At 44.2% G+C, this 22,157-nt stretch carries 19 protein-coding genes; 1 reads left to right on the top strand and 18 read right to left on the bottom strand.

Annotated elements, in window-relative coordinates; genetic code table 11:
- The first annotated feature begins 5 nt into the window (after nt 1–5).
- Nucleotides 6–926 carry a homoserine O-succinyltransferase gene (gene metA, locus Q7J41_RS09440; protein WP_304887450.1) on the top strand — a complete coding sequence of 307 codons (921 nt, stop codon included), beginning with the start codon at nt 6–8 and terminating at the stop codon, nt 924–926.
- 55 nt (nt 927–981) lie between these two features.
- Here metA and Q7J41_RS09435 read toward each other — a convergent pair whose 3' ends face one another.
- From Q7J41_RS09435 to Q7J41_RS09350, 18 genes are all read right to left on the bottom strand, one after another.
- Entirely contained in the window at nt 982–1,410 is a 429-nt protein-coding gene (locus tag Q7J41_RS09435; protein ID WP_304887448.1) for a hypothetical protein, read from the bottom strand.
- A 30-nt stretch (nt 1,411–1,440) separates the two neighbouring features.
- Nucleotides 1,441–1,860 carry a hypothetical protein gene (locus Q7J41_RS09430; RefSeq protein ID WP_304887446.1) on the bottom strand — a complete coding sequence of 140 codons (420 nt, stop codon included), beginning with the start codon at nt 1,858–1,860 and terminating at the stop codon, nt 1,441–1,443.
- A 332-nt stretch (nt 1,861–2,192) separates the two neighbouring features.
- A complete protein-coding gene (gene mtnK / locus Q7J41_RS09425; protein WP_304887444.1) occupies nt 2,193–3,473 on the bottom strand; it encodes an S-methyl-5-thioribose kinase in 1,281 nt (426 codons plus the stop codon).
- Nucleotides 3,474–3,593: 120 nt separating this feature from the next.
- On the bottom strand, nt 3,594–4,325 hold the full coding sequence (locus Q7J41_RS09420) for an ABC transporter permease (protein ID WP_304887560.1): 732 nt from the start codon (nt 4,323–4,325) through the stop codon (nt 3,594–3,596).
- Between the two features lie 41 nt (nt 4,326–4,366).
- Entirely contained in the window at nt 4,367–4,984 is a 618-nt protein-coding gene (locus tag Q7J41_RS09415) for an ATP-binding cassette domain-containing protein (RefSeq protein ID WP_304887443.1), read from the bottom strand.
- Between the two features lie 43 nt (nt 4,985–5,027).
- Nucleotides 5,028–5,849: a nitroreductase family protein gene (locus Q7J41_RS09410; RefSeq protein WP_304887442.1), complete on the bottom strand. Its 822-nt coding sequence runs from the start codon at nt 5,847–5,849 to the stop codon at nt 5,028–5,030.
- A 39-nt stretch (nt 5,850–5,888) separates the two neighbouring features.
- Nucleotides 5,889–6,719, bottom strand: a complete 831-nt coding sequence (locus Q7J41_RS09405; RefSeq protein ID WP_304887440.1) for an undecaprenyl-diphosphate phosphatase — start codon at nt 6,717–6,719, stop codon at nt 5,889–5,891.
- A gap of 188 nt (nt 6,720–6,907) precedes the next feature.
- Complete coding sequence (gene nuoB / locus Q7J41_RS09400; protein WP_304887439.1) at nt 6,908–7,696, bottom strand: NADH-quinone oxidoreductase subunit NuoB; 789 nt, start codon at nt 7,694–7,696, stop codon at nt 6,908–6,910.
- Nucleotides 7,697–7,705: 9 nt separating this feature from the next.
- Entirely contained in the window at nt 7,706–9,289 is a 1,584-nt protein-coding gene (locus Q7J41_RS09395) for an NADH-quinone oxidoreductase subunit C (protein WP_304887437.1), read from the bottom strand.
- A 4-nt stretch (nt 9,290–9,293) separates the two neighbouring features.
- Entirely contained in the window at nt 9,294–10,766 is a 1,473-nt protein-coding gene (locus Q7J41_RS09390; RefSeq protein WP_304887435.1) for a hydrogenase 4 subunit F, read from the bottom strand.
- Nucleotides 10,767–10,770: 4 nt separating this feature from the next.
- The gene (locus Q7J41_RS09385; RefSeq protein WP_304887434.1) at nt 10,771–11,427 is read right to left on the bottom strand and encodes a hydrogenase; all 657 of its coding nucleotides are present in this window, start codon (nt 11,425–11,427) and stop codon (nt 10,771–10,773) included.
- 2 nt (nt 11,428–11,429) lie between these two features.
- Entirely contained in the window at nt 11,430–12,380 is a 951-nt protein-coding gene (locus Q7J41_RS09380; RefSeq protein ID WP_304887432.1) for a respiratory chain complex I subunit 1 family protein, read from the bottom strand.
- Between the two features lie 14 nt (nt 12,381–12,394).
- On the bottom strand, nt 12,395–14,455 hold the full coding sequence (locus Q7J41_RS09375; protein WP_304887430.1) for a proton-conducting transporter membrane subunit: 2,061 nt from the start codon (nt 14,453–14,455) through the stop codon (nt 12,395–12,397).
- A gap of 11 nt (nt 14,456–14,466) precedes the next feature.
- Complete coding sequence (locus tag Q7J41_RS09370) at nt 14,467–15,015, bottom strand: TetR/AcrR family transcriptional regulator (RefSeq protein ID WP_304887428.1); 549 nt, start codon at nt 15,013–15,015, stop codon at nt 14,467–14,469.
- 200 nt (nt 15,016–15,215) lie between these two features.
- Nucleotides 15,216–16,472, bottom strand: coding sequence for a serpin family protein (locus Q7J41_RS09365; protein WP_304887426.1), 1,257 nt, complete (start codon nt 16,470–16,472; stop codon nt 15,216–15,218).
- Between the two features lie 84 nt (nt 16,473–16,556).
- Complete coding sequence (locus Q7J41_RS09360) at nt 16,557–17,126, bottom strand: carbonic anhydrase (RefSeq protein WP_304887424.1); 570 nt, start codon at nt 17,124–17,126, stop codon at nt 16,557–16,559.
- Nucleotides 17,127–17,196: 70 nt separating this feature from the next.
- Nucleotides 17,197–19,095: an HD domain-containing protein gene (locus tag Q7J41_RS09355; protein WP_304887422.1), complete on the bottom strand. Its 1,899-nt coding sequence runs from the start codon at nt 19,093–19,095 to the stop codon at nt 17,197–17,199.
- Nucleotides 19,088–22,090, bottom strand: a complete 3,003-nt coding sequence (locus Q7J41_RS09350; RefSeq protein ID WP_304887420.1) for a response regulator — start codon at nt 22,088–22,090, stop codon at nt 19,088–19,090. Before Q7J41_RS09350 ends, Q7J41_RS09355 begins: the two co-directional genes overlap by 8 nt.
- Nucleotides 22,091–22,157 lie beyond the last annotated feature (67 nt).

Here is a 22,157-nt window from a genome sequence, read left to right as displayed (position 1 = left end):
AACACATGCCAATCAAAATACCCAATAGCCTACCCGCCAGTCAAATTCTGACCAATGAAAACATCTTTGTGATGGATGCCGACCGCGCCAGTCATCAGGACATCCGCCCTTTAAAAATCGCCATCCTCAACCTGATGCCGACCAAAATTTCGACCGAAACCCAGCTTTTGCGGTTGTTGGGAAATACGCCACTGCAAATTGAAGTGACCCTGCTGCAAACCAAAACCTATGAAAGTAAAAATACCTCGTCCGAACACCTGGGCTCTTTTTATTGCTATTTTGAAGATGTTAAGGAACAACGTTTTGATGGACTCATTATCACCGGAGCCCCCATTGAAACCCTGGAATTTGAAGAAGTGGACTACTGGGATGAGCTCACCGAGATTATGGACTGGAGCCAAACTAACGTCTTTTCCACCCTGCATATCTGCTGGGGTGCTCAAGCTGGTCTTTATTATCATTATGGGATCCAAAAATATTTATTACCGGAAAAAGCCTTTGGTGTTTTTGAACACCATCTGGAACACAGCTATGTCAAACTCTTTAGGGGCTTTGATGACACCTTCTATGTTCCCCATTCCCGTCACACCGGGATTCACCGGGAACTCATTGATGCCCACCCGGATCTGGAAGTCATGGCCGCGTCCAACGATGCCGGTGTCTATATCGCCATGGCTCACAACGGCCGGCAGATTTTTGTCACCGGCCATAGTGAATATGACCCGGAAACATTAAAAGGCGAATATGACCGGGATGTTTCTCAGGGCAAACCGATTAATGTCCCGATCAACTACTACCCCAATGATGACCCCACCCAACCCCCGGTGGTACGCTGGCGGGGCCATGCCAACCTGTTATTCAGTAACTGGCTGAATTACTACGTTTATCAGGAAACACCGTATGAATTGTCTGATGCCGCATTTTAAGAACATCATAAAAGCGCAGGTTGCCCTGCGCTTCTTTTATTTTAATATAATGCTCTTAATATAATGCTTTTTTCTTCGACAGAACCACCTTGAATTTCCAACCGTTTTCTTTGGCAGCCGTCTTAACAATCTTGTTCAGTTGCCCCAGATCAAATTCATATTCATAGGCTTTTCCATTAACGGTATATTGAACTGCCTTAACTTTCCGGGACAGAGTTGCTCCGCTTTGAGAAAAGCTTTCACTGCTGAATCCGAATGAGAAGCCACTTTTGATTTCTTTGGTCAGCTCCCAAAAATAGATGGTTTTATCTTTTTCGCTCAATAGAATCAGATTTTCATAATGGATTTTCACTTTTCCAGTCGGGTGTTTGGCATCCAGTAATTCCTGATCCACTGATATATCCGTTTCCCCACCAATTTTGTGAAGAATTCCAATCTCTTCATATTGTCTGGCGATACTGGCGATTATTTTATTTTTTTCCATCGTTCGATTAACTCCTCCTTCGCTACAGCTTTATTTAACGATGAATTCGGTGACGGTATCTGGTTTTTCGCGGTCATCAATATAAATTTCGACGGCATAATTACCCGGTGTGGTGACCAACTCGGCCGGAAGAATTCCCCATAGCGGAGCATCGCTGACATCACCATTATTGATGGTAACGGAATCTACTTCCTGTCCTTCTAAATACCAGATAAAGGTAATATCCGTGTCATCTGGGGCGTTGTGTAATTCGGCAGCTACATAGACATCAGTATTTACCGGAAATGCGGTGACCTTGTCAATCGGCATGGAACTGTCATCCACTCCCGTTGTCATCACGGCATTGCTGACATTGGCCGTGGTTGAACTGCAGCTTGCCCCCATAAAAAGTACTGAAACCAACATAATGGTTATGGCCAAAAGATATAGCGTTAATTTATTTTTTTTCATGACTTTTTCCTCCTGAATGATAATTTTTTACGCGAATAGATGGAATCCCATTTCTGCATGTTATCCTAAATACTTAACCGCAGCTTGACCGGTTGATTTATTTTGCAACCGATTTCAGTCATGCTTTCACTTACCCGTCCGGTCTTTTAATTAACCCCTGTGTTTCGCTTAGCCCTCCTTTTTTTTAAAAAAAAGATTTCTGTGTTCGTTCCAACCTATTTTCGTACTATTATTCTACCACATTTCTGTAGAAATAAACATTCCCGCTACCGACATTTCCGCAAACAAAAAACTCAAGCGAGAAAATCACTTGAGTTTTTTGTATTCAGGTTTTATTCACTGCTCATACTCCGGTTTTTTAACGCTTTCATCACGTCAAAATAGCGATAGGTAATGGTTTCAATTAACGAAATAATGTCTTCTACCGATTCCATTTCTTCCCGCTTCATAATCAGCGCATCTGCAATTAGCAACGACAGCCGCCGGGCACAGTTCCGGCTAACCGGATTCTTGAGTACATCAAAATCCGGCAGTGGTACAATTCCACCCACCCGACTAACAATCTGGCAACCGGTGAAGCCGCAGACCTCTTTAATATAGGTTCGCAGCAAATCATCCCGATACTCGGTATACTCGCGATACATCGGCTTGGCATCCTGATCCCAGCAGGCGGTATATACTCGCTGATATTCGGTGATCAAACCGCTGATATAGCCCAGCATTTCCTGACGATAGGCTTTCCGGGACGCTTTGGTGCCTTCTTCATGGTGGAACCAGGCAATATACTCATAAACCAGATTTCCGACCAGATAGCCGGTATCGGATGAGGATGGCCCCATAAACGGATATTCCATATCGATAATTTTCATCTCGTTTTCGGCGATCATAATGTTGGAGGTATGCAGGTCGCCATGAACCAGACATTCGCTTTTCTTCATGAAAATGCCCCGCAGCTTCAGCAGTTCAACCCGCAGTTCCCGTTTTTCCCAAAGCAGATCGCTCATGGCCAGATGATTGGGATCCCCTGCCGGTAAATCGACTTCGCCTTCAATAAAAGACTCCCGCAAAAACAGGATCGTTTCCATAATCACCCGCATCTCGGGATTCATAAATTTGCATTCCAGCATCTTATGGGCCATCTGATCCAAATATATCTCGGATGTATAGAAATTCGATTTAGCCAGAAATTCGCCCATCTGTTCGGGAAATTTAGGAAACCGTTTGCCCTTGGTCAATTCAAAACGCATAATCTTCAGCCGTCCGCAATCCTCATAAATAAAAAGATTGTTGTCGGGATCGAGGTGATACATTTCCGGCAGATACTCTGGTGTAATGGCGGATCTCAACTTGATGATTTCGGATTCCAGCTGGTTACGCTTGGCAGTCAGTGGTACCCCTTCACCAAATAGTTTTAGGTAGGGTTTGGCCTGTTTGAGAATAACCGACTTTCCGGTTTCATCCCAGACCCGGTAAATGTGGTTGACAAAGCCATCCCCATCGTCTTCCCCGCCACCAACCTCATAAACCTCAAGCCTGGCTTCAGCTGGAAAAATATCCGTGGCTGTTTTGATATATTCAATGACGGTACTGGGTGTTAAATCTCTATAGGACATCTGCTACCTCGCGATTTTTAAACGGATTCAATGTTTTTACATTCTATCACGAAGAACGGTGGAAATAAATGAACTAATTATTTGACTAACGGGAATATTTTGCGCAACAGCCGGAAAAACCTATATTTTTAAACGATCATAGGCATCGAATGCCTTTCTTCTTGTTAAGATGATCGAAAAATGAATCCCGAAATACCGGGTAATCAAAATTCCTGCCATGATTACGATTTGATAGGCAATCGTGGTCATCGGCATCGAGCCACTCAAAATCTGCCCCGTCATCATTCCCGGCAGGGATACTAAACCAATGGTTTCAACTGATGCGATCATCGGATTCATACAGGCGGTAATGGCTTCCTTATACCAGGGCAGGGTTGACTCCCACTGATTGGCAGATAATGCCAGCCGGTAGTGGTACTCCCGTTCATTTTGTTTTAATCCGCTGTAGAAGGTGTTGATACCAATAATATTACCACTTAAGCTGTTCCCCAAAAGCATTCCCATCAGGGGGATATAATATTGAGCATTAAAGACATTATCCAAACCAATAATAAATTGATTGATAAAGAGAATCATAATAAAATTCGGAACCCCAAAACCCAGGGCAATCGGGATCAACTGATTTTTCATGGTTAATCCACAAGTTTTAACCGTGGATATCCCCGCTGCTCCAATCATAAAAAAGATATAGGCTGAATTTATCCACGGATTGTTTAAGATAAAAATATATTGCAAAAACAAACCCACTAAAATCAATTGGATCGTCATTCGAAACAAGGCGTAAATAAGACGTTTATTCAGCCCAATCCCCATTTTATAATTAATAATCACAATCGGAATGATAAAAACCAACAACTAAAGGAGGGCATATGAACTTATTTCCTGTGCGGCCATTACCAGGACACCTCTCTTAATCCCCGATTCAGATAAATATCATCGTGGGAAACCACTAAAATGGTTTTGTCATAGCCCAAGAGAAGTTCTACAATTTGTATCTTCAGGGTATGATCCAGTCCGGTGGTGATTTCATCTAGAATCCAGATGTCGCGATCCAGCAGAATCCCTAAAATCAAGGCCAGCCGCTGCCGTTCACCCCCGGACAGAGCGTCGACATTTTTTCCCAGCGTATCTTGCGGCAGCGACATGGTTTCCAGCCAGTCGCTCAAAACCGTTTCCTGATAGTTCAAACGACGGTTCACCTGAAATTTAAAAACAGCTGCAAAAACTTCGCTGACAATCCCTTTGGGAATATCAGCATCCTGGCTCACATAGGTAATCTTGCTGCGAATACTATTCACTGTTTCACCGGTCAGGGTAACCCCCGCCACCGAAATTTCACCCTGATCCGGCACCACAAAGCCCAGCAGCATTTTAACCAGGCTGGTCTTTCCGCGACCCGAAGGGGCACAAAAAAGGACTTTTTCAGATTGCTCGATGGCCAGATTAAAGCCTGAAAAAATCAGTCGCTCATCAAATTTCAAATGAATATTTCGGAATTCCAGATAAGCCATCTTTCACCTCGCGTTTAAACTCTGTTACCGTAGACTGATGGTCTTAGCGCCAGGATACTTCCGGTTTTTTTCGGGGCACGGTTCTTTGGTATTTAACATCGGGGTATCCCATTACCAGACAGGCGATCACTTCTTTGCTTTCATCAATACCCAAGAAGGCTTTGATTTTGGGATTGCCATAAGCTGCCCTGACAAAGAAACCACTATAAAACATGCCCAATCCCTGGGCATGGGTCATCAATTCCATCGAGTTGGCCGCTAATCCACCATTTATTGGCGCATCAGAAACCACTAAAATCAAGCCCTTGGCTTTGAAAAAAAGACTTGTCGGTAATTCGGGATCGGCCAAATAATCTTCATACATTTTCATCCAGCGTTTTGCATAATACTTAAATAATGTATTTTTGTTTTGTTTATCTGCTAAAATATTTTTCCCCATTTTATTCAGGCCTTCAAGTCCCAGTCCGGTCAGCTTCTGTATCTCATCCTGAACCACAATATATGAAACATTCTGACTATTGCTACCGGTTGGGGTAAAGCGTCCTGCTTCAATAATCTGTTCAATTTTATCCTTCTCAATGGGTTGATCTGTAAACTGACGTACCGAACGTCTGAACTTAATATAATTCAGCAGGTTATCTGGTGTGATATCAAAGCAGTCCGCCTGATATTCTTTAACCTCAGCCATATCATAATCGCTTAGAGTCACCGCATCAACCGGGCAGATAGCAATGCAGTGTCCGCACTTTATGCATGTTCGATTTAGTGGTGCCGCCTTATCCTCTTTTAAAACAATATCATTGGGGAAACAATCATCAACACAGGCGCCACAGCCAATACATTTTTCCTGATCAATCTTAATCATTTTTTCTTCCTTTCAATATAGGTGAAATTTTAAATCGGACTAATTGCCGGTGATAAAGAAATACAGCAGGACGATCACACCCAAGACGATGCGGTACCAGCCAAAGATTTTAAAGTCATGCTTTTTGATATAGGTCATTAAAAATTTAATTGCCAATATGGAGGTAATAAAGGCGGCGATCATCCCCACCAATAAAATAACTACTTCCCAGCCGGTAAAGGTAAAGCCGAATTTAATCAGTTTTAAGAGACTGATCCCAAACATCACTGGGACGGCCATAAAGAAGGTAAATTCGGCGGCCACGGTTCGGGATGTTCCCAAAATCATCCCCCCCAGGATGGTTACCCCGGAACGGGATGTCCCCGGTACAATCGACAGCGCCTGAAAGGCGCCAATCTGCAAGGCTTTCTTATAGGTCAGCTGCGATAATTTGACGATTTCCGGTTGGCGCATTTTGTTGTAATTTTCAACAACGATAAAAAGAATCCCATACAGAATCAGCATCGCCGCAACGGTGATTGAATTCATAAAGTAGGTATCGAAAAGGCTATCCAACAGTAAATAGGCTAAGATTCCCGGGATGCAGGCCACCGCAATTTTTGACCAGAGAATGACGGTGTTTTTCCTGATCATTATTTTTTTATCTTTAAAGGAAAACGGCACCAGCTTATGCCAATTGATATAAACAACTGCTAAAATTGCCCCTAATTGAATCACATACAAAAACATTTCGATGAATGGCTCCGACATATTGAGTTTAATAACGTCATCCACCAAGATCATGTGTCCGGTACTGCTAATTGGCAACCACTCGGTTACACCTTCCACAATCCCCAGCAGGATTGCTTTTAAAATTTCCAAAAATCCCATTTTTCCCTCTCTTTTGCATAAAAGTAATGTCTCACGTGATCCTTTGATGATAACTTGTCCTGCTGCACCGTCGGGATCACATTCACTGTTTATCTTACTTTTAATCCAGATAAATTACAACTTTTTTTCACAGAATTAAGGTTTTCTTCTGACTTAACCGTGTTGCTTTACTCACCAACCGTTATCTTTTAGCCCTTTTCAATCGCCTTCAAAATACCGTAAAGGATTGCCTGGGGGCGGGGGGGACATCCTGGTATATAGACATCAACCGGGACAATGCCATCAATCCCGTTGCTGGTAGCATATGAATCTCTGAAGATGCCGCCGCTACAGGCGCAGGCGCCAACGGCAACAACCAATTTGGGATCCGGGGTGGCATTATAGGTCTTAATCAATGCCAGTTGCATATTTCTGCTGGCCGTTCCCGTCACCAACAGCATATCGGCATGCCGGGGCGAAGCGACAAAATGCATTCCCAATCTTTCCACATCATTAAAGGGGTTGTTCAGGGCGTTAATTTCGTAATCACAGCCATTGCAGGATCCGGCGTCTACCTCTCTAATATTTAAGCTTCTGCCAAATGTCTTTCCGATCTGCTTGACAAGTTTGTCACAGATTGCCTCATAGGGCATGGCAATTTCCTGATCTTCTTTGACGACGAGGGTGCTGCTTCTAAGCTCCGTTCGCAGGTTCTCCGCCAGTTCAATCTGATTGGTCATTTCAATTGCTCCCGCGGGGCAGATTTCTTCACAGAGGGTGCAAAATACACAGGTATCGAGATTTATTCCCAAAGCGTCCGTTTTTTCATCCCTGACGATGGCCTGAGACGGGCATCGTCTCAGACACTCGCCGCAGCCGGTGCATTTTTCCATGTCAATGACAGGTTTACCGGTTTTCGGCAGAACCGGAAGGGGTATCCTGGGATAATTCTGGGTCAGATTCGGATACTTGATTATCTTTTTAATGGTATTGAACATTGTCTCTCCTTATAAATCATTGCCTGCATAGGACAAATTAAAACTCTTGTTGATCAGCGGAAAATCTGGCACCAGATTGCCTTTGACCGCATGACAGAGCACCGGCCAGTTGCAAAATGAAGGGGTTCTAATTTTATAGCGATAAATGGTATTGTTTTCCCCGGTCATCACCCAGTGGATATTTTCTCCCCGAGGCGCCTCTGTGATGCCAAAGGCAAACTGATAGGGTTTTACCGTTATAATCGCTTCCCTGATCGAACCGCCTGGCATGCTGTCAATGGCTGCCAGCATTAAATCAATGGCCTGATAACATTCCTCGATTTTTACATTCATCCGGCAGTTGACGTCGCCATTATAATGCTCCGGAATCGCAAATATAAGTTGGTTATACGCACTGTTGGGAAAACTCTTTCGCACATCCCATCCGATGCCAACCGCCCGAGCCGGTGGCCCTACTGCATTTAAGTCCGCCGCAATGCGGGCACTGAGGATACCGGTATTTTCGACTCGATCAATAAAAAGACTGTTGGATTTTATGATCGTTTCCGTCTCTTCAAGTTCCGAGCGGATTTTTTTAAGCTGCCCAATCAGAGACGCCTCTTTCCCTGCCACGAAGTCTTTTCTAACCCCGCCAAGCCGGTTCACCCCTCTTAAAAAGCGCATCCCACAGAGTTCGTCGGCGATGGCATAGACCCAGCCGCGCATCATTCTGAACTGATAGGCGGCAAACCCATAGGCTACATCCAGACAAATCCCGCCCAGATCGCCCAGATGGCTGGTCAGTCGTTCCAACTCGGCAAAAATAACCCGGATATACTCCGCCCGTTCCGGGATTTTTACCCCCGCAATCTTTTCAATCGCCTGACAATAGCTATAGGAATTGGTAAAACTCTCATCTCCTGAAATGCGCTCGGCCACAAAGAGGCCTTTTTCAATACTCTCGCCCTCACACATTTTTTCGATGCCTTTATGAACAAAATATAATTGTGCCTCCAGATTAATAATTGGTTCGCCGGCGACGCTGAATCTGAAGTGGCCGGGTTCGATGATACCGGCATGAACTGGACCAACCGGAATCTCATAGACACCCTCACTGATCACTTTAGTGAAATTAATTTTTTCGTTGGCAAATTCTGGCTGTTGTTTTAAATCATAGGCTTTGCGCAAGGGAAAAGTATCCCGGGGCCAGTTGCTGTGAAAGACCAACCGCTTCGGGTTTGGATGTCCGACCGGATTCAATCCAAACAAATCCTTGATTTCGCGTTCGTATCGCGCTGCTGCATGAACCTTGCGAGCAATCGATTTAAACGTCATTTGCTGCGGTTCAATCGCCGTTTTAACAGTCAGCAAGACTCCTGAAACACGATCGGCAAAGACATAATAGATGGCATACTTGCCAATCAATGGCGTTTCATCATTGGCAAACATCGCAATCAACGAATATCCCATTTCCTGATTGATGTATCCACTGAACTCCCTAATTTTATCCGAATTAATTTCAACGTACAGTTCATTGCCATCGTCTTTTATCGTCTTGATCATCTCATCCGGAAACTTTTTTATGAGTTGTTTATTTATTTCAATAACTGTCAATAGTCTATCCTCCAATTACAATTTTAACCGCCTGATCGATCAATGTTCTTAATTCGTCGGGAATGAATAACCCCATCACGGTGATCATTCCCAGCAGTCCGGCGATCACCACCACCCCGGGAATATTTTGTTCTCCTGGCACTATTTCTTTGGGTATGTCCTTTCCGTAAAACATTTTAAACAGCGTTACGACAAGGCCGGTAAAAATGATCGCCAACAGTAGAATCAACAACCCTCCCACAAAAAAATTCTGTTCCTGGAAAATTGCCGAAATCACCACGATCTCACTGGCAAAAACACTAAAAGGTGGAGTTCCGCCAATTGCAAACAAGCCCAACAGAAAAACCACACCGGTAACCGGGAGCATTTTGAACAGTCCGCTGATTTTTGAAATCTCTCTGGTATTGTATTTTTGCAGGATATTTCCGGTAGCCAGGAACAGCATCGACTTGGTAAACGAGTGATTGATCATGTGCAGTAGCCCGCCGAAAACTGAAAGCGGGGTAAAAAATCCAATCGCGATGGCAATAATCCCCATGTGCTCAATACTTGAATAAGCCAGCAGCCTTTTGTAGTCTTTCTGGGAAAAAATAAAAACCGCTGCCGTCACCACCGATAAAATTCCCACCGCGATCAGAATCCGGCCGACAAACTCGCTGTTTCCAAAACTGCGGTTAACAATTGCCACAATCCGGATGATTCCATACATGGCGCCATTTAGCAATACCCCTGACATCAGCGTACTGATTGGCGATGGCGCCTGACTATGAGCATCGGGAAGCCATGTATGCATCGGTGCCAAACCGGCTTTTGTCCCAAAGCCAACTAGAATAAAGATAAATGCCAGCCTTAAAGTTGGCCCTTGTAATTCCGTCGCATGGTCAATCATTGCTGGCCAATCGAGAAACTGCGAACTATCAAGTACGGTAAGTGATGAAAATTGCAGAAAAATGATCCCCAACAGCGCAATGGCAATCCCCACCGAACAGATAATAATATATTTCCAGGCTGCTTCAATGGCTTCCTTGCCGTTGTAAAAACCCACCAGAAAGGCTGATGCCAGCGTGGTCGCCTCAATGGCAATCCACATGATACCGATGTTCTTTACCGTCAAAGCCAGTAGCATGGTGAAGATGAACGCATACATTAAACTATAATAAACCCTCATTCTGTCGGTTGTTAGTTTACCATGCCTGATTTCGTTTTCCAGATAACCGACCGAAAAAACGCTGGTCATCAGACCAATGATGACGACAATATCCATCACGATGACACTTAACGCATCCATTCGAAAAAACCAACCCCAGGCGACGTATTCAACGAAATCGCCTTGGAGGATTTCACCGGTTAAAACCCCGGCTGCAATCACCATGATCACGGAAGCGGCCACACTGATGACATGCTGATGCTGCTTGGTTTTTGAAGCAAAAAACAGCACAACCGCCAGGATTGGTACCGTGAGTAAAACATATCCCATTATTCTATCCTCTCAAATCTTTAATCTTGTCAACGTTAATGGATCCAAACTTTTCATCAATTCTAAATACCATCATTCCCATAATGATCACGGCCACCAGAATATCCATCAGGATTCCGATATCCACGATAAATGGCATCCCCTGAATGGCAAACAAGGCGGTCACGAAAATACCGTTTTCGATCACTAGAAAACCGACAATTTGTCCAATCGCTTTTTTTCGGCTAATCATAAAAAACAAGCCGATCAGGATCAGTGAGACGGAGTTAACCATCTGGTTATTGATGATTCCCGTGTTGATTCCCGCTGTTTCAGAAAGCACATAATAGCAGAAAACAACAATGAAACAGCAGATAATAATGAGCAGTGGGATATTCAAAAAAAAGTCTTTTTCAACCCGGTAGGCAACCTTGGCGTAGGTTTTTTTCAATAGATAAGGAATAAACAGCACCTTAATGCCAACGACAATTGCGCCAATGATCAAAACATCGACACGTCCCTCTTCAGCAAAGCTGTTTATTCCGATAATACCGGTTAACAAAGCAACCAGTGCTGATTGAAACTGAAAGGTTTTGATGTAAGATCCCGTTCTTTTATTCCCCATCAGAATAAAGGCCGATACCAATAATAATACCGATAGTGCATCAAGATAGTTTGTCATTGTCAACCTCCAAACACAAAAAACTGCAGAAATCCGATAAAGGACAGGATAAATGATAAGGCCGCCAGATTGGGAATACTGAACAGTCTGAGTTTAACCGTGCTGACTTCCACGATAGCGATCAGGACTGCCGTTGCAACCACCTTGCCCAAATAGATCAGCAGTGATATCCCAATGGCAGTAATGCCGGAGATTCCCAGAAGCTGATCATGGGGGAGAAACAGATTAACCAGCAACGTAATAAAAACCAACTGCTTGATGGCGGCTCCCAGTTCCATTAACGCCAGACTTCTCCCTGAATACTCCAGCAACATCGCCTCATGAACCATTGTGAGTTCAAGATGGGTTGATGGATCATCCACTGGTATTCTGGCGGTTTCTGCCATAATGATAATCACCAGGGCAAAAAATATCATCAGATAAACGGGATGAATCAACGGATTGTGAACCGTCTGCATAAAGGTCATCATCTCAAACACCGATGTTGATTTCGCAATCAAGCCGATGGTAAGAAGTGATACCATAATCGAGGGTTCAATCAGTGCCGAAATCATCGCCTCTCGGCTGGCACCCATTCCCCCGAAAGTGCTTCCGGTATCCAGTGCCGCCAGCATCATAAAAAATCTGCCCAGCGCCAGAATGTAGACCAGCAGAATTACATCACCGCTATTCCACACCGGTTTGATCAGGGTCGTGACCGGAACAATTAGCGCCGCCGCCACCGCCGTAGCTAAGACAATGTAGGGTGTGACCCGAAAAATCCAGGAAGACACATCTGATACCACACTTGTTTTTTTGAAAAGTTTAAATAAATCATAATACATCTGCAGTAGCGGTGCACCCGTTCTTTTTTGGGTCAAGGCTTTGATCTTTTTGATGATTCCGTTGACCAGCGGCGCCGCTAAAATAACAAAACCGGTTTGAACGATGAAAAATAATATCATATCACTCATAGATGAATCCCTTCCTATACCACGCGGTTATAAAACATCAATGCCAGGATTGATATAAAAATATACAACAAGTAAACATGGACGCTGCCCGTCTGAACCAGATAGATCATTTTTTCTGATCCGCTTTTTAACACCCGGATAACCGGACTGTACAAGTACTTCTCAAAAATCGATTCAGTCCATACTTTATACTTAACCGATTTAGGAAAATAATCCGACTCCCCTTCTTCAATGACAACTTTTCTGCCGGGACGGTACAAGATGCTCAAAACGATCCGAATTGGTTTAGAGAATCCGGTGGCGGTATACTGCATTCGGGCATTGATGCTTTCAAATCCGCAATCCCAGGTTCCGTATTTCCGAGCTTGATATTTACCCCAAAATAACCGCAGCATCAGAAGTACCACCAGAATCACTACCGTCAAAGCAATTAGAACTTCGCCCGGGGCAATGCTGTTTCCTGAAACGGTGAGCGGCACTGTCGCTGACAAAAAACCAGGCTGCAGGGTTTCGGCGACGGACGACCCCAAAATGCTGTCTGCAACCCGATCGGCAAGTTTCACAAAAGACGCTGGGAAAATCCCAATGATCAAACAAAACGCTGCGAGGATTCCCATGCCGATATTCATGACTATCGGCACCTCTTTTGCCTGGGCGGCATGGTCACTTCGGGGAAGCCCTAAAAAGGAAATTCCGAACAGTTTGACAAAAGCGGCCGCCGCTAAAGCTCCGGACAGTGCCAATGCGGCGATCGATAAAATTGATAGAATATTCAGTCCTGCCGTACCCATATTAATGTTTAAAAACAAGGCCTGATAAATCAGCCATTCACTGATGAAGCCGTTGAAGGGAACAATGGCCGAAATTGCCAGGGAGAAGCACAATACCAGCACGGCGGTAACGGGCATTTTGTGAATCAATCCACCCAGCTTTTCAATGTCTTTGGTGTGGGTTGCATATTGCAGGGATCCCGCCCCCAAAAACAGCCCGCCTTTGAATAGTGCATGATTGAAGGTATGTAGGAGTGTTGCCACCAGCGCCAGACTACTCAGAAAATCGTTGTTTTGAGCCGCCGCAATAAAAGATACCCCCAGGCCAATTAGAATGATGCCAATATTCTCAACACTGCAAAAAGCCAGAAGTTTTTTGATATTATGCTCCATCAGGGTGTAGGCAACCCCCAGCACTGCCGAAATGACACCGATACACAGAATGACTGCTCCCCACCACAGCTGTTCAACCTGCAGATAGCAAAGCACAAAACGGATCAAACCGTAGATCGCCGTTTTAATCATAAAGCCCGACATCAGTGCGGAGACATTGCTAGGTGCCGCCGGATGGGCATAAGGCAGCCAGATATGGAGCGGAATAACCCCGGCCTTAGTCCCAAAGCCAATCAGGAAACAAGTAAACATCAGATTTTTGGCCGTTTCGGGGATCAGTTCGGAACTGCCAAACATATCAAAGGAATGCGTATAAGCAAACATGATCATAAAGCCAATCAGTAAAAAGGCGGTGCCCAGATGTGTCATAATGATGTATAATCGGCCGGCTCTCCGGTTTTCTTCGTGTTCTGACTCGAAAATAACCAGGAAATAAGAAATCAGCGACATCGCCTCCCAGGACAAATAAAAAAAGATGGCATTTCCGGAAATGATCACCATCAACATGGACATAATAAATGCGGCGTAAAGAAAATTAAAAAAGCCAACATTTCTTTTTTGATAGTAGTGGGCATTATACCCGATGGAATAGATAGAAACGCATAGCGCCAGAACTGATAGACAAAGAACAAAAAAAGCTGAGAGATGATCAATTTTGATTTCCAGCAACAAGAAGGGAATCTGGGACTTAAGAATTGTGACCGGTGCCAGAATAGCATCTGTTGAAAGCCTTATGATTGCGGCTGTGATCCCGATCAGTGCCGCTACCATACAGATGCTGTTGGTCACGAGGTTGCATAGTTTATGTTGATTCGTCAGTGCCAGAGCGATGACAGCGGCGATCAAATAAAGAAGCACCGCCGCCAGAAATAAATTATTGTGTTCCCCGATATTTTGCAGTGCAATTAACATGTTGTGTCTCCTTATTTAATCCCATTCCAAAAGTTTTGCCAGATCTCATCCTGATTGATTTTCAGATCCTCAGATTCATAAATAATCGTAATGGATACCAAACCATGAATCATTGCCAGAAACGAATATAAAATGGTTTCCGTGGCCTGATGCCGGATGATTCCATCTTCCATGTCCGCTTCGATCAGATTTCTGATAATTTCATAACGTCGCTCGGTCAGCTTGTTTATTTTTTGCATCAATGTTTTTTCAAAAGCTGCTGGCGGAAAAAGCAGCAGCCGTTTCCAAAAATATCGCTTCGTTTTGGAGCGGCTGTAATAATTCAATATCATATCAAAGGTACTTTTCAGATCTCGGCGCTTCTCGTCGATCTCAAAAAAATACTCATAAATCTCCTGATCGATCACTTCATAAAGCAGCACCTCTTTGCTGGCAAAGTGAGCATAGATCGATGCTTTTTTGATACCAACTTCATTGGCCACCTCCGTCAGTGAAAATTCATTTCCTTTTTCAGCAAACAGTCTGAAGGCTGAGTTCATAATTTTTTGCTTTGTTTCCATTTCGCTAACTCCTTCTTTTACCTACCTATCGTTAGGTAGTCCCTATTTATCATAGTTCAATTATATTTTTTGTCAAGGCATCTGGCCAAATTTCGTTGTTTATACGATTACAGAAATTACAATTGCGACCATAAAAAAAACAGAATCAAGAAATTAATCTTAATCCTGTTGGTGCTTGTCAGCCAAATTTTTCGGCTTTTCTATTTACTCGGATCCCAGACCGAACCCATGAAAAGGATCGCTCCCGTCTCTTTATCCGAAATGGCATAGAAAAACGGACGATCAAATTTTAATTCAAAATCATTAACCGGCATACTTGTCAGCCCGATTTCCACCGAGGTTGCGGCGGCGGCTTCGGTGCCCACCTCGTCGACCTGAATATAGGTCTTATGTTTCACCTCACTGATATAGAGTTCGTGACCAACGGATTCAGCCGCCGCCAGATCAGAAAAATCAGCCTTACCGGCTTCAAAAGCAATGCCCATCCCCAAATCAGACAATACCTGATTCAGCGATTTTTCATATTCCATGGTAAAACGGGGTAGCATCACGCTACCTTCACCGGTTTCAAAAAGCGTCAACCAGTTTTTCCAGTTGGCTTGATTTAACTGCATCTGAAATTGTTCAAGATTCGTGTCGGCATTCGGCAGGAACAGGTACATCGCAAGCCGGTCTTTTTCTCCATAGGGCATCCGCAATGCTTGAAAGTCAGCGGTTTTTAAATAATCAAAGGAGCCGCTCTGAAACATCATCGGCACCGACACCATCTGATCATCGGCGATTTTAAAACTCTGATCGCTGGTCTGATCCTTATCGAAAGGACTGGTCCACTCGCCTTTAAAGGACACCGCATTGATCAGAAACATTACGGTTGCCGGATCAATCGGCGGCGTAACGATCTCTTTGATCATCCCCTGGGTATTTTCTGCTACCCAATTGTTGATCACCACTGATGACTTCGGATCACTGAAATTAAGGCTCTGAAGCGTTGCCAGATAATGGACTTCAATCCGGTCACTGAAATCCGGGTTCAATTCAAAACCCTTCTGCAACCAAAGCGAATTAGCAATGTCCAGAGTCACTTTAGAATCTGCATTACTTAACATGTATAACAAGGCTTGATTATTCTGATTCAGCGTTTTGAGTTCGATCCCCTGAATTTTTAGCGCCTCAGCCATCGCCTCCTGGGTTTCTCCGATTGCACCGTTGTAGGTCATATCCAGTGCCATCCCAATACTCACTGGCGAAATCATCATGTTTTCCTGGTTATTTGCCAACATCTTATATGTCTGGAATCCAAAATCATTACCCTGCTCGACAATGGAAACCTGAAACGCCTCTAAAATGCTGTCATCAGGCTTGGGTAAGGTCTTTCCCTGATTACCCAAATATTGACATCCCGTCAGTGTTAACGATGAAATTAATAATCCCGCCAGAATTGTTCGTTTCAATTTCATATCGAACCCCCTTTGAATTGATTCTAATTCTATTGTTTTGATACCCACCTTACGGTCGCGCCAGTCATTATGCATGCTGTTTTCTTAAAAAAATTCCACCGTGCCGCTTTCTATATCATATTTTGCCGCCGCAATGTGTAAGCGGCCGGCATCAGCCTCATTCTTAATCAGATCGCTAGCCATGATGCGACGGACGCTGTTTTCAATGTTCAGCTTTTCGCATATTTCGACATCCTCTTCACCGGTAATAACCGGAATGATCTCGTCCAATATTTTTTTTACATAATCATGTCCATGGCTACCCATGGCGGCTCTGACCGCTCCGCAATGATTATGACCAAGCACCAGTACAACTTTTGCGCCAAGGTATTTTACCCCGTACTCAATGCTTCCCAATTCAAATTCACCAATCACATGGCCTGCTGTCCGAATCACAAATAGATCCCCAATTCCGGCGGAAAATATGTACTCAGCCGGTACTCGGGAATCGGAACAGGTTACCACCACCGCATAAGGCTGCTGTCCGTCTACTGCAAAGATTGGTTTTATTTCTTTTAAAACACTGCCGCTTTTTTGAGCCGCTACAAAAGCTTTGTTTCCCTGAATCAAGGCCTGTAAAGCCTCTTCTATCGTATTGATCGCTATTTTACGCATATTTAAGCTTACTCTCCCATCAAACTATTAATTCAGAAAAAAGATTTTCCTCATGGTTTTTTATTATTCATCAGTCCGTTGTCAGCACTTTTTCAATAAACACGATTGCTACCTCCGGATCAAACTGGGTGCCGGCGCATTTTTTTATTTCAGCCACTGCCTCAGCCACACTCAGTCCTTTGCGATATGCCCGATCACAGGTCATCGCATCGAAGGCATCCGCCACTCCAATGATACGGGCCTGGATTGATATTTCTTCGCCAACCAGCTGTTTCGGGTAGCCTTTTCCATCCCATCGTTCCTGATGCTCCAGCACATATCTGGCCAATTCCGAAAATTCACTGGACGAGCTTAAAATCCGGTACCCAATCTCCGGATGCCGCTGAATCTTTTTCCATTCATCCAGATCCAATCCACCCGGCTTATTGAGTATTTTTTCATCGATGCCCATTTTTCCGATATCATGAATTAACCCGGCGGCCTTGACCTGACTGATATCGTCCTGGTCGAAATTCATTTTCAAAGCAATCTTCTCGCAGATTTCACTGACCCGTTGTGAGTGTAGCATTTCCCGGCTACTTTTTTCATAAAGAGTGCTCATGATTAAATCGATGGTCTTGTTTTTGATGCTGGCGCTTTCGTAAAGCTTATGACGGTACATATTGTCTTCAGCATTCTTCAATATTTCCTGGATGTTTTGATCGCCATTGGTTTTGGTTTCATATCCAAAAGAAATAGAGAAATTGATGGCGCCAACTGATTGTTCCTGGGCGGCAGCTCTCATCCGTTTGACTATTTTTGAGGTCTGACTTTCATCTGTGTTCGGCAACAGAATAATGAATTCATCGCCGCTGAGCCGAGCCACCACATCCTGATCCCGACACTCTTTCAGGATCACATCGGCCACCTTTTTAAGCAGTTCATCACCTAGTCCATGACCAAATGATTCATTAATCAGTTTTAACCCATTCACATCGGAAATAACCAGGCTCAAGGGCAGGTTTTCTTCCGTATCAATACTGGCCAAGGCTTCTTCGTAATAGCGCCGATTATAAACGCCGGTGAGGTAATCGTGATTGCTTAAATAGCGAATCTTTTCTTCGGTCCGTTTTCGTTCGGTAATGTCAGAAATAATCACCGCCACCTGCTGCGATTCAAGGGAATAAGCCACCACTTCAAAGAATTTTTCAAATTGCGGAAAGTACTTTTCATAGCGGATCGATTCTCTTGTTTTTATTAATTGTGCGTATTTTTCAACCAGAAAATCTTTTGAATCCGGCATCATTTCAGTCAGGGTTTTGCCAAGAATATCCTGGCTTTTAAAGCCGGTAAGCCGTTCAAAGCTGGCATTCACATATAAAAAGTTACAGTCCTCGGGTTTTCCATCACTGTCAACCAGAACCTCATGCACCGCTAATCCCTGTTCCATCTGGGTGATCAGCCGGCGGTTTTTTTCTTCGCTTTCTTTTAAGCTTTCCAGCAGCTCCATTGTTTGGGTATGAGCCGCTTTCAAGGCGGCTGTTTTTTCTTCCACCATCTGCGCCAGCCGGCCTTGTTCATCTTGCTTTAGCCGGTTGGCTGTTTTTATCTTTACCATCGCCCTAATCTGGGCAGTGAGTTCGGATTCGTCGATGGGCTTGGCTAAAAATGCCTCAGCTCCCGATTCAAGCGCCAGGATGCGATGCTCCCGATCCCCTTTAATGGCGGTTACAAAGACAACCGGGATTTCTTTGGTGCGCTGTTCAGTCTTCAATTTTTGACAGACCTCAAAGCCATCCATTCCCGGCATCACAATATCCAGCAGAATTACATCCGGATCTTCTTCGCTGGCAATCGCAATTCCCTTCATCCCAGTGGTGGCAGTCAGCACCTGGGCGGCTGGAAAGGCTTCCCGGATCAGTGCTCGCATGGTGATCAGATTGTCCTGATTATCATCAATTGCTAAAAATTTCAATCGTCTATCAATCATAGAGCACCTCTCGTATTACTTTTAAGAATTCCCTTTCAATGATCGGTTTGGGGATAAAGGCATCAAACCCCTGAGCCAAAATTCCTTCACGGTCCTGGGTCATAGCGCTGGCTGTTAATGCGATGACGGGGATATTTTCCAACCCCGGTAAAGTCCGAATCGTTTTAAAGGCCTGAATGCCATCAATTCCTGGAAGGGCAATATCCATCAGAATCAGATCGGGTACAAATTGTTTTGCCAATTCAATACTCGCTTGACCGTCTGCCGCTTCCAATACCCGGAAATGATCATTGAGCAAAGCTTTTACGGTGATCATATTGTCGGGGTTATCTTCCACTGCCAGTACCAGGGGCTTGTGCTGATCGGTTCGGGGTTCAAAATGCTTGATCTTTTTTTCCTGGGTCTCTGGATAAAGCATCGAAGCAATCGCTTTTTTCAACTCATCTCGATTGACATCACCTTTTTGAATCAGTTGGTGAATATTGTTCTTGGCCAGATCTTTCAGTTCATCTCTAGTAATATGCTTGGCGGTGAGGATCAACACTGGCACATGGGCAGTTGGTTCGGCTTCCCGGAGGGCATGGAGTAGTTCAAACCCGTCAATTCCCGGCATCATTAAATCCAGAACCATGGCATCAGGAATAACCTCTTCCATAATTTTAAAGGCTTCTTTGGCATCCCGAGCCACTTTAATCGTATAACCGCTTTCTTCCAAGAGATCGCGGATCTGAATCACGGCCGGTTCGCTGTCTTCCACCATCAGCAGGGTTTTGACCCCGGGATCGACCGATGGTTTGCCAGTCAAATTCGGCACTGCTGCTTTCACCTTAGCTTTTATTGCTTGATTAAAGTCTTCCTGCGCTGGTTCTAATGCTGGTTCCGTTACCTTATTCTCGGGTGAGTAATTGATCGGCAGCGCCAGGATAAATTCAGAACCCTGACCCACAATGCTTTTTACGCTGACTGTTCCGCCCAGAAGGTTGGCGTATTTTTTAGCAATCGCTAATCCCAGTCCAGTTCCGCCAAACTTCCGGGAGGTGCTGCCATCAGCCTGTCTGAATTCATCAAAAATAAAGGGCAGATAATTTTCATCAATCCCGATCCCGGTATCTTTGACCCGAATTTCAATATTTTCGCCGTTCTGTCCCACGGACAGCTCAACCTGTCCTGCTTCGGTAAATTTAACCGCATTCCCGGCCAGGTTCTCGAGAATATGACGGCACTTATCGCTGTCGCTGTTGATATAGACGGCGGTGTCTTTGGCTCCGTTGATACAGCTGACATTTTTCTCATTGGCTTGAGGGGCCAACATTTCCACCACCTCATTGATCAAATGGTTGATATTAAAGGTGGTAATCTCAAGCTCTTCGCGGCCGGCCTCGATCCGGGAAATGTCCAGAATATCGTTAATCAACGCCAGCAGATTTTTGCCATTCCGTTCGATAACTTCCAGATAGCTGTATTCTTCTTCGGGAATCTCATTCTTTAAGCGGCGGTTCAAAATCCCCGAAAGAGCAATGACTGAATTAAGGGGCGTCCGCAATTCGTGACTCATGTTGGACAAAAAGTTTGTTTTAAGCTGGTTGGCTTCATTCAATTCTTTTTTCTGCATTTCCAGTTCGATATTCTGATGGATCAGTTCCACTGACTGTTCTTCCATTTCGTTCTTTTGGGCGTCCAATTCGCGATTCTGATGCTCCAATTTTTCCGAAAATTCTTTAATTGTGCGATAGGCCAGAATCCCTTCAATTCGGGTACTCATGGTACTCATGGTTTTTTCAATAAAATCGATGGCTTTTTGATTATACTTGCCGATGGCGGCCAGGGATACGACCGCCAGCACTTCGCCGCCAAAAACAATTGGAATCGTAACAATTTCCCGGGGCATAAACTTCCCGCTGACCGTATAAAAAGCAAACCGTGAATCCTCGGGAATATCTTTGATATGGGTATATCGCCCACTCGCTACCGAAGCTCCAAATTCACCTTCCAGGCTATCCCCGTCAAATGCCGCTCGACCTTTTTTATCCAGACCGATCGATTCAAAATGTTCAAATTGATTGTTATTGGAATTGCGCAAATAAACGGCGGCAACCTGAGAATCGGTGTATCGGGACAGGGTATTCAGGGTTTTCCGGAAGAATTTCCGGGCATCTTCTTCGCCCAGCATAATCTTGATAAAGTTGGCAGTTTGTTCATTAAGCTCCATGTTTTTCTGAATATCATCGGCCAATCTGTTAAAGGATTCCGACAAGATTCCAAACTCATTGCGGTAATGATAGTTACTCCTGACGTTATGATGACCATGCTGAAATTCATCAGTTACCCGGGTGAGTTCACTCAAGGGTTCCTGAATATTGCGGAGTAAAATAAAGCTGACCAGCGCTGATAAAATAATAATAATCAGGACAATTATGGACAATTGCATTTTTATCTGTTTGTTTAAGTCTGTCGAACCCTGATATAATTCATTGGCCTTATTACTGGCATAAGTATCCACAATAACCATTTTTTCATTGAGTTTTTCGCGATAAATCCCCACCTTTTCGCCTGGTAACAGACTTTTCTTGGCAGCTTCCAGATCGCCGGCAAGAGTGCTGGCGACAATATCTGATCGCATCGTTTCCCAGTTGATATAAGCATTATATGCCTCCTCAACGTCCTGTTCCGGTCCTAAATAAAGCTCCCGCAGGACATCAAATTGGATCTGGATATCAGCATCGTATTGTTCCATCAATTCAATGGCGTTTTCACGATCTTCCTGAGTATTTGCCAAAATCAGATCTCTTACCCCGACCCGCATGCTGAGAATATCAGACTTCAGACGGTCAATTGCTCTGGTAACCTGAAAGGGGTGACTATACATGGTTTCCGACTGACTAACAATGGCATTGGTTTGGACATAACCCAAAATCCCCAAGAGGATAACAAAAAACAAAATAATCGCAAAACCGATACCGAGCTGTGTTTTTACCTTTAAATTCTTGATGTTCATATTTTCTCCCTGACCCATTTATATGAAGTGCAACAATTTCGATAACACAGCACAATGGTTGTTTGGT

Source organism: Acetobacterium sp., from assembly GCF_030652775.1.
GTDB lineage: Bacteria > Bacillota > Clostridia > Eubacteriales > Eubacteriaceae > Acetobacterium.
This window is presented reverse-complemented; position numbering and strand designations above follow the sequence as displayed.